Below are 12,101 nucleotides of genomic sequence, written 5' to 3'. Positions count from 1 at the left end.
CACCCTGAGGCCGGGAAGGCGCTTCCGGCACCACCCGCTGGAACAGCTGCCACAACTCGTCCGGCACCAGCCGCTCAACGATCCCCATGCCAGCAAGCTACCGAAGAACCCAAATGAGATACCTCTAAAGCGGGTGTCGTCCCAATGCACACGTGGCTCGCTAGTACCGCATCAGGCAACATTCGCCCTGTCGGTGATCCGGCGGGGGTCGGGATCGGTGGTGTGACCGTTCCTGGATCTTGGGAAAAAAAATCCAGAGCCCTCAATGCCGGAACCTGCCAGTATCCCCGCATGGAGATCCGTCGCATCACTCAGGTCGAGGAGGTCAAGGCGGCCGGGCACCTGTTCGATGACACCCCTCGGCAGGGAGCGACTGAGCGTTTCCTGGCGGACGAGCGCCACCACCTGCTGATCGCCTACGCCGACAACGTCCCGGCAGGCATGGTCACGGGTGTCGAGATGACGCATCCGGACAAGGGGACCGAGATGTTCCTGTACGAGCTGGGCGTGGACGAGTCGTTCCGCGGGCAGGGCGTTGGCCGGACTCTGGTGTCGGCGCTTGCGGACCTGGCGCGCGAACGCGACTGCTACGGCATGTGGGGGATCACGGACGAGGACAACGCGGCCGCACTGGCAACGTACAGACACGCCGGAGGCATACCGGAAGAGGAGCAAGTGGTGCTCGTCTGGACATTCGATCAGACGTAGATCCACAGAACGGACCCGCTTGCCGCCTCAGCCAGTTGGGACGCACGCCGGGTCCCGCACCCGGCGCGCTTCCCCGCCAAACTGTCTGGGTGGCAGAACGAGTGCGCCTCCGTGAGATCGACGATGACGAGGGCAGGCGGCTGTTGCGGATCATCCGCCGTGGCTCCGGCTCGGTGGTGACCTGGCGGCGGGCCCAGATGGTGCTGCTGTCCGCGCAGGGCATGGCGGTGGCGAAGATCGCCGAGGTCACTTTCACCAGCGCGGACCGGGTCCGGGACGTGATCCACAACCTCAACACCGACGGCTTCGACTCCCTCTACCCGAAGTACAAGGGCGGCCGGCCCAAGACCTTCACGCTGCCCGAGCGGCGTGAGATCAAGAAAATCGCCAAGTCCAAGCCCGCCGAGCACGGCCTGGCGTTCTCGACCTGGAGTCTGACCAAGTTGGCGGACTTCCTGGTCGCCGAGGGGGTGGTCGACGACATCAGCCACGAGGGCCTGCGCATCCTGCTCCGCGAGGAGGGCGTCGGCGTCTCCTTTCAACGGGTAGAGACGTGGAAGACCTCCCGTGATCCGGACAAGGCGGTCAAGAAGGCGCGCGTGGAGCATCTGTACGCGATCGCCGACGGCGAGGTCATACCCGAGGACGGCGAACCGCAGGTGGTGTTCTGCCTGGACGAGTTCGGCCCGCTCAACCTCCAGCCGCACCCGGGCCGGCGGTGGGCCGAGCGCGGCGGCAAGCACGAGGTCCCCGCGCGGGAGCCCAGGCCCCGGCGGCGGGCGACCTACACCCGCGCGCACGGGGTCCGGCACCTGTTTGCCGCCTATGACCTGGGCAAAGACCAGCTCTACGGGCACATCAAGAAGACCAAGAGCCGGTCGAAGTTCCTGGAGTTCTGCCGCTACCCGCGCACCTTCTACTCGCCGACGGCCCGCCTGGCGATCGTGTGTGACAACTACTCGCCGCACCTGACCACCAAGCGATGCCGCCGGGTGGCGGACTGGCCGAGGCCAACAACGTCGAAATCGCCTACACACCGACCAACTCCTCGTGGTTGAACCGCATCGAGGGCCCAGTTCACCGCCCTGCGCTACTTCACCCTCGACGGCACCGACCACACCAGCCACAAAGAGCAGGCAAGCATGATCCGCCGCTACGTCATCTGGCGAAACCGTCACGCTGACGATCAACGGCTACGAGCCGTGGTCGACAGGGCGAACGTTGCCTGATGCGCCACTAGCACCCCCGTGGGCTTGGCCGCCTCGAACGTCGCGGGAGCGGTGCCGGTGGTAGAGGTCGAAGCGGTGGTGTGGAACGCCAGTCCAGCCCATGCGATCGAGGGCGCCGAGGTGGTGACGTGGCTCATAGCGGGATTTCGGAGTGCTGGGAATCGGAGAGCTATTCTTACGGTTGGAAGCCAAAGCAAGCGTGAGAATGGTTCGTACTGCATGGCGGCGGCATGCTCCGCCGCAGGTGGCTTCCCTGGCTGCCACGGCAGGCCGGGCCGTCGCTTCGTTCACGACTGCAGGAGGACCGGCCGGCGTCGAGTCGGCAGGGACTGGCGAACGCCCCAAGCCATCGCTACTGGAACGCCGGCCACAGGTCCTCCCGGAGTCCTGACGCGAGCTATTCGAGTCATCGTCCGAGCAAGAAATGAGAAGTCGCATGTCTCGTATCCCTCTGATCCAGCCCGACGCCGCCACTCCTGCTGCAGCCGAGTTGCTGGCTGACGTGAAGAAGGCATGGGGAGTCACTCCCAACATGACCAAGGCGATGGTGAACAGCCCGGCCGTTCTCAAGGCATACCTGGCGTTTTCCGGGGCTCTTGCCGGCGGCGAGCTCCGTCCCGCGGTCCGGGAGCGCATCGCCCTCCTGACCGCCCAGGAAAACGGGTGCGACTACTGCCTTGCCTCGCACATCCAGGTCTCCACCCACGTGGTCAAGCTCGACCAGAGCGAGGTGGAGCAGGCACGCCAGGCCAAGTCGGCGGACCCGCACGCCGATGCGGCGCTGAGCCTGGCGGCGGCTGTTCTGCGGAGCCGGGGTGACATTACGGATGGCGATGTCGACGCGGCCCGCAGGGCGGGCCTGTCGGACGCGGAGATCGCCGAGGTCATCGCGGCAGTGTCGCTGAGCACCTTCACCAACTACTTCAACAAGGCCGTGGCTACGGACCTCGACGGGCCCTTGGTCCAGTACCTCCCGTGAGTGTGCCGTTGCTGTGCCCAGGCGTCTCCGTGCGTCTGGGCACGTCCCGCGGCGCGAAAGGCAGACAGCGGCAGGGGTCGGCACAGCCCACAGGCCCGATCCGTCCGATACGGCGCGGATCTAGACTAGGGCGCCGGGAGATCCCGCAGACCTGTCACAGAGCTGCCAAAGGATTCGTTAGGGGTGTGCCGTGCATGACGCGCCTATCGTTGGAGATACTCCAGCGCTCGACCTTGCGAATACGCACTTCGCAATTCGGGGAAAGCCCGTAGAAGGCCTGCCGAACAAAGAAACCCTGGAACGCTGGCTTACGTCCATGCACACGAGCCAGGGACTCCCCCCTGTTTCCGCCGCGGACTCAGCAGGTCTGGCGAGTTTCATCGAACTCCGCGATGCTATCCGAGTGGTCGCCCAAGCCCTGATTGTGGGCGGCGGAGAAATCGGGGACGCAGTGGATCGAATCAACGACTTTGCGCGCGCTAACCACACGAATCCGAGGCTGGTCATGGAGCACACCGGCCTGATCGCGCGTTCCGAGTCGGATGCGACTGGCATGCGCAGGCTGCTGGCGGAATTCGCTTGGGATGCCATTGATCTCTTTGGAACCGAACGAAAGAAGCTGCTCCGCTCCTGCCCTGCACCTGATTGTCCGCTGTTCTTCATCAAAGATCACTCACGCCGTAAATGGTGCCGGCCTTCGTGCGCTAACAGGGTACGAGCGGCTCGCGCCTACCGAAAACAACGCGGGACCGCTGTTCCAGGGTCGGGTGTGTCAATCTAACGGCCCTGGCTCACATTCGGTGGTAGCAGAACGGGACTCCGCTCGCTGACATCGTGCGCGAGATGTCAACGAGCTTGTACGTACGGTGTTTTCCGGGCTGGGTCCCCTGGCTGCCGAGGCTGTGGTCGACGAGGGCGCGCGGACGGGGCTGGAGAAGCAGCGCACATCCACAGGGGACCCGCTGCCTGACTTCTCCTCCGACCACCTCGACAAGTCCCGCAGCAATGACGACCTGCGGGTGCAGATCGGAGCCAACGAGGCCCTCGTCGCCTTCCACGCCCTGCGCGCGATCCAGAAGGACGCCGGCAGCGCCGCCCGGCTGCGCTGGCAGATGAACGGCTTCAGCCGCTCCCCGAGGCGACCGCGCACCCCATGACGGCCCCCCAATCTGATGGGCCAGATCGACGGCGCCCGCAATGCGAAACCGACCGACACCGACTTCGACGGGCACATCTTCGTGCCCGCGCTGGGCGGCCCGGAGTGGATGGCGAACGGCTCGTACGCCGTATCCGCCGTTCTTCGAGGAACGGGACGCCTCGCAGCGGTCGCAGGCGTCCCTGCTGGAGGTGCAGGAGTCCGGTCAGTAGGGGACCGGCTGGTTCTCTTGCACCCAGAGCTTTTCGGCTTCGCTCTTGAAGGGGGGCGGCGCTATGCCGTCCGTCATCCAGAGGTCCCGGGGTGTTTCGTCGATGTGGAACTCGCAGTACAGGCCCCGCTCGGTGGTGTGGGGAGCGACCAGACGGGCGACGGCTTCGCGGTTCTGTATGCGGCGTTCTGGATCCTCCATTTTCAGGGCGATGTGCTCGATCACGATGCGCACGCCTGTCTTGGAGGGCTTGCCGCCGATGTAGAAGGAGGCCTGGTCGATCTCGTGGAAGAGTGCGACGACGTAGAACTTCGGCAGGCCGATGCGGGTGTAGAGGCCGGTGATGTCATCGGCGAACTGCTGCTTTTGCTGCGGGGTGTAGGCGCCGGGCGGGTGGTAGATGTGCCAGAGCGGCATGTGTCCTCCAGGCTGGGGTTTGAGCGGAGTGCCGGGCGTGTCCGGGAGTCAGCGGCCGAGGGGGAGGGTGAGGCCTTCCACCGGGCCGGCGAGAGCCGACTTGATGTTGCGGGTGATGTCGTCGACCAGGACTTCGTTCTCACCGCGTTCGATGCCGTCCAGGACGAAGCGGGCGACATCGGAAGCGGAGATCTTCTGGACGGGGAGGGCTGCGACCATGTCCGTGTCGGCGAAGCCCAGATGCACTCCGACGACCTGGGTGTTCTGAGCGGCGAGCTCGATACGCAGGGAGTTCGTCAGCGACCAGAAGGCCGCCTTGGAAGCTCCGTAGGAGCCGGCACCGGCGGCCCACGACAGCAGCGAGTGCATGTCGACCAGGACGCCGCCGCCGTTTCGCGCCAGCACCGGGGCGAACGTCTGAGCGATGCGCAGGGGTCCGAAGACGTTGGTGTCGAACAGGTCCTTGACCTGCTGCATGTCCGACTTGAGCAAGGGGCCGGGGTACAGAACGCCGGCGTTGTTGAAGACCGCGTCGACATCCTGGGTGCGCTCGGCCAGGGCGGCGACGGAGCTGTCGTCGGTGACGTCCAGGGCGAGGACCTCGACCCGCTCGTCGTGGCTCGGTCGGGGCTTGCGGGCTGTGGCGTAGACCTTTTTAGCGCCTCGGGCCAGCAGTTCTTCGACGAATGCTTTGCCGATACCGCGCTGGCCTCCAGTGACCAGTGCTATGGAACCTTCGATTGCCGTCATGTGCGTTCTCCTGGGCGTGTTGGGGGGCGCCGGGCCGTGTAGAGGCGTCCGCGTCCCCGAGGGTCTTCCGGCTTCTGGATGTGCATGGCACCAGGCGCCAGTGGATTTGAATTTCAAACTTACTCGGCCGACGGTAGCGGTAGTGTGTTGGGAAAGGCAACCCACTACCGCGGAGGTGCGGCGTGAACGACCACGATGATCGACTCGACATGGCGGATCAGCCATTGGGCGTCCGGTCCTGCTCGGTTGCCGCTGCGCTGGACATCCTTGGCGAACGGTGGACCCTGCTGGCCGTCCGTGAGATCAGCTACGGGGTGCACCGCTTCGCCCGCATCGCCGCGTACATCGGCCTCTCGCGCGACATCCTCGCCGACCGGCTGCGCAAGCTGGAGAACGCCGGCATTGTCGAGCGCCGGCAGTACAGCGAGCACCCGCCGCGCCACGAGTACCACCTCACCGAGGCGGGCCGTGAGCTTCTCCCCGTGATGCTCGCCCTACGCGAATGGGGTGACAAATGGGCCGTTGACGAGCCCGCCACCGAACTGCGCCACAGTTGTGGCCACGCCTTGAGCGTTCTCCGTACCTGCCGCCACTGCGGCGAACCCGTGATCCATGGCAGTCTCCACATGGTTGCGCCCACAGGCTGATCAAACGGCCGCAAGCGGCACGTCGTGGTCTACGTCCTGGGCCTGCCGCTGGGTGTGATGGTCACGAGCGCGGACGTCGGCGACCGCACCGTGCCGCCCAGGTCCTGCTGGCGCGAGTGTCCAACGCGCACCAGCGCCTCGCCCTGGACTGGGCTGATGGCGGCTGCACCGGCAGCCTCGTCGAGTACTGCCTGGCCGCGCTCGCGCTGGTCATGGCGATCGTCAAACGCAGCGACGACCATAGGGGGTTCGTGGTGCTGCCCGAGCGGTGGATCGTCGAGCACCTCCTCGCCCACCTTATGTGAGGTTGACACAGGGGTGTCGTGCGGCCACGCTCTGGTTGTCCTCTTTCGCCGGTGCACGTCGACAGGGGTGTGCCACTGCGCCGAGCAGCTTTTCAAGGCGGGATCTCGGCCCACCCGGTAGGAGAGCTGCTTCCCCTTCCGGCCGGCACGCGTTCGGCGCGCACGGATCGTGTCCGTGGTCCGGATACGCGGGGGCGGTTTCCCTCGCGCCTTCGGTCACTGGGTCGGGCCTGGGCGGTCCGGTGCCCGCCGGCATCGCTGTGGTGCGGGCGGGGCGGTGCCGTCCGTCGCCTGATCCGGTGGCCGAGGGCGCGTCTGCCGATCGCTACGGCTGCCGCCTGGTGGCGGGTGGCGGGGCGTCGGGGTGTGGACAGGGACTGCTGCCGATGCTATGCGCCCCACAGGGAGGTGTAGGCGGGATCGACGGCGATCACGCCGAGTTGGGCTTCGGCGCACATCGACAGCAGACGTGTGCGGAGTTTGCCGGTGGGGACACCGGAGAGGAGCTTGCGGAACCGCTTGCGGCGGCCGTGCTGCTCCCGGGGCTTCGAGTCGGCAAAGTCGAGGTCTTCGATCGCGATGGCCTGCACGTGCGTGGCCTTGGCCCAGTGTAGGAGGCGGGTGAGGGCGTGACGGAGCTGAGCGACGCGGTGGGTGGCGTGGCCCGACAGGTACCGATGCGCCCCGACCGAGGAGGGAAGCCGGCCGGATTGTGAACGTCCATGTCCACGAGGGCCCGTATGGGCCTGTTGGCACCCACCAGGCCCCGGCTCTGGGGCCGGACTTGACGGCCCATAGATGGGGGCATACGCTCGCGTAAATTACGAGTATATGCTCCTATTGGCGCGCCCCCGGTCACGATCACTTTGACCACAGCGCAGGAGCAACACCATGACTGTCGGCGAGTTCGCCCGCGCCCACGCCGACCTCCTGAACGGCATCAACAGCTGACCGCCCTGGTCCGCAGCCAGAGACAGCGCCGACGCCCTCCCATCCGCAACTCCACAAAGTGAAAGAAAAGACATAAATGACCACGATTCTGATCACCACCGCCAACGGTGCCACCGGCCGGCCGATGGTCGACTACCTGCTCAAGGACGGCTTCAACGTCCGCGCCATGGTCCGCAAGGACGATGGACGGGCACAGGAACTGCGCGAAGCGGGCGCCGAGGTCGTCTTCGGTGACCTCCTCAACCTCCGTGACGTTCGAGCGGCCCTGCAGGGGGTCCAGCGTGCCTACTTCAACTACCCGGTGGGGGACGGCCTGGTGGAGGCGGCCGTCATGTTCGCGCAGGCCGCGAAGGAGCAGAAGCTCGAGCTCATTGTGAACATGTCGCATTTTCAGTCGCGCCCCATCGCGCACAGCAAGACCACCCAGAACCACTGGCTGTCCGAGCAGGTCTTCGACTGGTCCGGCGTCCCGACCACCCACCTGCGGCCCACGCTTTTCATGCAGTGGCTCTTCTACATCTCCGGGTTCATCCGCCGTGGCCGCTACGCGATGCCCTTCAACGGGGACAGCCGCTTCGCTCCGATCGCCGGCCGGGACATCGCACTGACCGCCGCCAACATCTTCGCCTCGCCCGAGAAGCACGCCGGCCAGACCTACAGGCTTACCGGTCCGGTGGAGTACAGCCACCAGGAGCTCGCGGCCGAGGTGAGCCGGGTGCTGGGCAAGGACCTTCCCTTCGAGCAGATCACCGTGACCACGTTCCTGGAGTCGATCGGTCGTCTGAACGACACCGCCAAGCTCAAGCACTTCGAGGCGATCATCATCGACCAGCAGGAGGGGCTTCTGGCAGGCGTCAGCGACGCGGCCCCGAGCATCACCGGCCAGCCGCTCGTGACGGTCGAGGAGTTCATCAACGAGAACCGCTCCGTGTTCGGGCTCGGCCCTGCCAAGTCGGCAAGCTGACCTCCCCCGACGACGGGCGGCCGCAGCATCCCATGCCACGCGCGTTCGTGTGAGGCAGCCCGGTCGACTCGTGTCCGCGGCCCGCCCCCGAGGCCCGGCGCGGTTCGGTGCGTCGGACAACCGAGGTCACCGAAGAGGTCCTGCACAAGCTGTGCCGGGCCTCTGGGGCGGGCCGCGGCCCGGCCTCTCCGACTCGGCCCTGACCGGAACGACTCGACAGCAACTCAGCAACCTCACCGAGTCTTTGTCGGACGGCGACGTCAAACGCGGTCTCTCTCTCCGGCTCGACTTCCCCGGACAGGTCCTGGCGGCCCTGCTGCACCTTCGGGTCGCCGTGGCCCCGGAACCCCTCGCAGTGCTGTTCGGCAGCAGGCAAGGCCGGGTTCGGCGGGGCGACATCCGGGGCGCCTTCCGGATGCCGCCCTCACGGGTGTGGGGCTCAGCTGACGTTGACTGCGGACCAGGCTGCCGCGACCGCCTTGTACTCGGCGCTGGAGGAGCCGTACAGCTCGGCTGCCGCTGAGAGGGTGCCCTTGCGGGCGCCCCCGTAGTCGGTTGTCGAGGTGTAGTACGTCGTCAGCGCCTTGTACCAGAGCTGCAGCGCCTTGTCGCGGCCGATACCGGTGACCGTGGAACCGTCGTGTGTGGGCGAGTCGTAACTCACGCCGTTGATCGTCTTCGCGCCGCTGCCTTCGGACAGCAGGTAGAAGAAGTGGTTCGCCACGCCCGACGAGTAGTGCACGTCGAGGTTGCCGACGGACGAGGACCAGTAGTCGGCCGAGCCGCCGTCCTTGCTGGGCTTGTCCATGTAGCGCAGCGGCTTGCCGTCGCCGTTGATGTTGATCTTCTCGCCGATGAGGTAGTCACCGGGGTCCGAGGGGTTGTTGGCGTAGAACTCCACGCCGGTGCCGAAGATGTCGGAGGTCGCTTCGTTGAGGCCGCCGGATTCGCCGGTGTACTCGAGGCCCGCGGTGTTGGCGGTGACGCCGTGGCTCATCTCATGGCCGGCCACGTCCAGCGAGGTCAGCGGGTCGGTGTTGTTCGAGCCGTCGCCGTAGGTCATGCAGAAGCAGCTGTCGTCCCAGAAGGCGTTGACGTACGCGTTGCCGTAGTGGACGCGGGAGTAGGCGCCGACACCGTCGTTCTTGATCCCGTTGCGGCCGAAGGTCTTCTTGTAGAAGTCCCAGGTCTCCTGGGCGCCGTAGGCGGCGTCGGCGGCGGCGGTCGCCGCGTTGGACACGGTTCCGTCGCCCCAGGTGTCGCTGGACTGGGACAGCAGGGTGCCCGTACCGGAGGTCCCGTGGTCCAGGTTGTAGGTCTTGTGGCCGCCGCGCGAGGCGTCGGTGAGAGTGTAGTTCGAGCCTGACTGAGTCGTCGTCAGGTCCACCTTGCCGCTGTAGTGGGTGTTGCCGACGCCGGTCTCGATGCCCTGGTACTGAAAGAGCTTCTTGCCGGTGGCAGCGTCGGTGATGATGTGCAGTTGGTTCGGGGTGCCGTCGTCCTGCAGGCCGCCGACGATCGTCTCGTAGGCGAGGACGGGTTTGCCGCTCGCTGCCCATATGACCTTGCGCGGAGCCTGGTCCGCGGTGGTCTTCGCGGAGCCGGCCGCCGTTGCTGTGCGCAGGGCCTGCTTCTCGGCCGTGGCCGCGGCGATCTGCGGCCTCAGCGAGGCGAGTTGCAGCCGCGCCTGCGTCGCTCGGGTCACGCCCTTCGTCGTACCGGACTTGGTGGTGTGGACGACCAGGTCGCCGCCCAGCACCGGCAGGCCCGCGTAGGTGCGCTCGTAGCGGGTGTGGACGGTGCCGTCGGCGTCCCTGACGACATCCTTGACGATCAGTTTCTCCTTGGCGCCGAGGCCTATCTTCTGCGCGGTCTCGGCAGCTTCGGTCTGTGCCTTCTGGATCAGACCTGTACGGGCAGCGGCGGACAGCGCGACCGGGGCGGCGGCATGGTGAGAGCCGTCGGCAGCGGCCTGGGCCGTAGCCGTGGAGGTCAGCCCCGTGCTCAGGACAGCTGCGGCGGCTACGGCAGTGGCAACGGCAAGGGCAGTGCGCTGGTGCCGTGTGGAGTGGGGGGTCACACAAGCTCCTTCATGTGGGGGGAAGTCCGGCCGGTGTGGGGCCGACCTGGACAGCTGCTTCTCTGCTCGTGCGGCGGATGGAGCAAGACTGACACACTTGATGCGTTCATGTCAGGGTGCTGAAGTTGATGTTGATTAAAATTTGCCAATCCGCAAACGCGGCCGAAAGCGCACGGACGCCGACGCGCCACGAGGACGAGAGCCAAATAGCGGCCGACATGCGTGAACCATCAGCTTGGCGCTTGCAACCACAACATCAGGAGGCAGCGGCAGTCACATCGAGTCGGGTGTGGACACCTCACCCACGACCAGTCACCGGCACACATGCTCCACCCGGCGGTGCGCGGCTCCCTCGAGGGAACTGCGCACCGCCGACCGTGAGCGTGGCCGGCACTACAACTCCGACAACCGATCGCCGTCAGGGCAGCCGGCGCCCCGGTATCCGAAGTGGGTGGCTGCACAGATGGGGCGGTCGGCGACAGTGTCGAGGGCGACCGGATCAGTTGGTGCAGGCGTTCACCATCGAGGAGGCACGGTCTTCTCGGCATCGGTGGTGGTCGGTTTCCAGAGGGACTTGATGTGGGTGTAGTCCATGGTGTAGGTGCACCAGAAGGCGTGGTTGGTGGGCTTCCAGCCAGCCGGGCCACTGCCGGACTTGTCGCGGACATAGCCGTCCATCGGGTGCGGGGTGGCCACCGTCAGAGCGGCGAGTTCACTGCGCGCTGTCGCCGTGGAGGTCGTGGCCGACGGATCAGCGAGCGCGGGGACGGCGCAGATGCCGACAGGGGGAGCGTGGTAGCGGGCATGCCGAAAACAGCGCGGTGCATGAAGTCTCCAAGAAATGTGGGGGGTTGGAGAATCGAACACGAGCAAACCGCACCATCCGCTCGGTCCGCTACGCGCGTTGACGGTGTGCGACAACCCCTACACAGCCCCTTCACCGTTCCGGCACCGCGGTCCACCGCTTTCCAGAGGGAGTCGGCCGGCCTCACCTCACCGTGCGCCGCCGCGCCCGGGCCTTCCTGCCGCGCGTGCTGTTCGATCGCCCGGAGGGCCTGCTTGACCGTCCACTGCACCAGTGGGTGGCCACCGTGCCCCCGCTGCTGATCGCATGAGAGTGGCAACACCCACGCCCTTGCGATCGGCACCCTGCGCCGGATCCTCCTGCGCGTCACCAAATCCACTCGATCGCCGAGCAGTCGCGACGCGTACCCGGTACGGTCCAGGGCCGAGGACGGCGAAGGTCGGCAGTGAGGATGATTCGTCGTCGTCGAAGTCGGTCACGACAGCAGGCTTTTCGCCCGGCAATAATCAGACTGACTTCTACGACCGACCTCGTCCCAGGTGCCGAGATCCGCGGGCGCTGGCGCATGTGCGTCTGCCTGGACGGTCACGTTGACCGGGCCCGACTCGGTTCCGGTCATGATGATGGCGAAGTCACCGGGGTCGCGGAGGACTCCTGGGACCGCGATAGAGGCGACGCGACCGTTGAAGCCCGTGTAGCGCCATTCGGTGACGTCGAAGACGTCGCCGTGGATGGAGTACTGGTTGTCCGCCACGCAGAGCCGGGCTGTCTTCGAGATCAAAACTACCTCCTAGGGCGTGTATTGAAAGTGGATCTTGAGGTGGGATGATCTTGCTTCGTGGCACGTGGAGATCTGACGGATGCACAGTGGGCCCGCTTGGAGCCGCTGTTGCCCAGGG

The 12,101-nt window shown here is 66.2% G+C and carries 11 protein-coding genes and 4 pseudogenes; 9 read left to right on the top strand and 6 right to left on the bottom strand.

Annotation, left to right across the window (positions count from 1 at the left end):
- Positions 1-291: 291 nt before the first annotated feature.
- From ACFYX0_RS44440 to ACFYX0_RS44420, 5 genes and pseudogenes are all read left to right on the top strand, one after another.
- Positions 292-708, top strand: a complete 417-nt coding sequence (locus ACFYX0_RS44440; protein WP_388980670.1) for a GNAT family N-acetyltransferase — start codon at positions 292-294, stop codon at positions 706-708.
- Positions 709-797: 89 nt separating this feature from the next.
- Positions 798-1,937: pseudogene (locus ACFYX0_RS44435) on the top strand (IS630 family transposase).
- 436 nt (positions 1,938-2,373) lie between these two features.
- Positions 2,374-2,916: a carboxymuconolactone decarboxylase family protein gene (locus tag ACFYX0_RS44430; protein WP_388980668.1), complete on the top strand. Its 543-nt coding sequence runs from the start codon at positions 2,374-2,376 to the stop codon at positions 2,914-2,916.
- 190 nt (positions 2,917-3,106) lie between these two features.
- Positions 3,107-3,697 (top strand): CGNR zinc finger domain-containing protein, encoded by a 591-nt coding sequence (locus ACFYX0_RS44425; protein ID WP_388980666.1) that lies wholly within the window; start codon positions 3,107-3,109, stop codon positions 3,695-3,697.
- 139 nt (positions 3,698-3,836) lie between these two features.
- Positions 3,837-4,220, top strand: a pseudogene (locus tag ACFYX0_RS44420) (Dyp-type peroxidase domain-containing protein); the annotation flags it as partial.
- 57 nt (positions 4,221-4,277) lie between these two features.
- Here the strand turns inward: ACFYX0_RS44420 and ACFYX0_RS44415 are convergent.
- Both ACFYX0_RS44415 and ACFYX0_RS44410 read right to left on the bottom strand, forming a co-directional pair.
- Entirely contained in the window at positions 4,278-4,700 is a 423-nt protein-coding gene (locus ACFYX0_RS44415) for a tautomerase family protein (RefSeq protein ID WP_388980664.1), read from the bottom strand.
- A 48-nt stretch (positions 4,701-4,748) separates the two neighbouring features.
- Positions 4,749-5,450: an SDR family oxidoreductase gene (locus ACFYX0_RS44410; protein WP_388980662.1), complete on the bottom strand. Its 702-nt coding sequence runs from the start codon at positions 5,448-5,450 to the stop codon at positions 4,749-4,751.
- Positions 5,451-5,659: 209 nt separating this feature from the next.
- On the opposite strand from ACFYX0_RS44410, the gene ACFYX0_RS44405 reads away from it, so the two are divergent.
- Both ACFYX0_RS44405 and ACFYX0_RS44400 read left to right on the top strand, forming a co-directional pair.
- Positions 5,660-6,097, top strand: coding sequence for a winged helix-turn-helix transcriptional regulator (locus tag ACFYX0_RS44405; protein WP_388980660.1), 438 nt, complete (start codon positions 5,660-5,662; stop codon positions 6,095-6,097).
- A 116-nt stretch (positions 6,098-6,213) separates the two neighbouring features.
- Entirely contained in the window at positions 6,214-6,402 is a 189-nt protein-coding gene (locus tag ACFYX0_RS44400) for a hypothetical protein (protein WP_388980657.1), read from the top strand.
- Positions 6,403-6,494: 92 nt separating this feature from the next.
- Here ACFYX0_RS44400 and ACFYX0_RS44395 read toward each other — a convergent pair.
- Positions 6,495-7,073: pseudogene (locus ACFYX0_RS44395) on the bottom strand (IS200/IS605 family accessory protein TnpB-related protein); the annotation flags it as partial.
- A 356-nt stretch (positions 7,074-7,429) separates the two neighbouring features.
- Here ACFYX0_RS44395 and ACFYX0_RS44390 point away from each other — a divergent pair.
- Together ACFYX0_RS44390 and ACFYX0_RS44385 are read left to right on the top strand one after the other, a co-directional pair.
- Complete coding sequence (locus ACFYX0_RS44390) at positions 7,430-8,317, top strand: NmrA family NAD(P)-binding protein (RefSeq protein WP_388980654.1); 888 nt, start codon at positions 7,430-7,432, stop codon at positions 8,315-8,317.
- 184 nt (positions 8,318-8,501) lie between these two features.
- Positions 8,502-8,708: pseudogene (locus ACFYX0_RS44385) on the top strand (ISAzo13 family transposase); the annotation flags it as partial.
- Between the two features lie 48 nt (positions 8,709-8,756).
- On the opposite strand, the gene ACFYX0_RS44380 reads toward ACFYX0_RS44385, so the two are convergent.
- The 3 genes from ACFYX0_RS44380 to ACFYX0_RS44370 form a co-directional block, all read right to left on the bottom strand.
- Positions 8,757-10,397, bottom strand: a complete 1,641-nt coding sequence (locus ACFYX0_RS44380) for a M4 family metallopeptidase (protein ID WP_388980651.1) — start codon at positions 10,395-10,397, stop codon at positions 8,757-8,759.
- A gap of 516 nt (positions 10,398-10,913) precedes the next feature.
- Positions 10,914-11,093, bottom strand: a complete 180-nt coding sequence (locus tag ACFYX0_RS44375; protein ID WP_388980648.1) for a hypothetical protein — start codon at positions 11,091-11,093, stop codon at positions 10,914-10,916.
- Positions 11,094-11,677: 584 nt separating this feature from the next.
- Entirely contained in the window at positions 11,678-11,983 is a 306-nt protein-coding gene (locus tag ACFYX0_RS44370) for a hypothetical protein (RefSeq protein WP_388980647.1), read from the bottom strand.
- Positions 11,984-12,101: the final 118 nt, after the last annotated feature.

The sequence above is a fragment of the Streptomyces sp. NPDC002573 genome, assembly GCF_042889625.1.
Lineage (GTDB): Bacteria > Actinomycetota > Actinomycetes > Streptomycetales > Streptomycetaceae > Streptomyces > Streptomyces gibsoniae.
The sequence above is the reverse complement of the archived record's forward strand: the minus strand, read 5'-3'. Positions and strand labels throughout refer to the sequence as shown.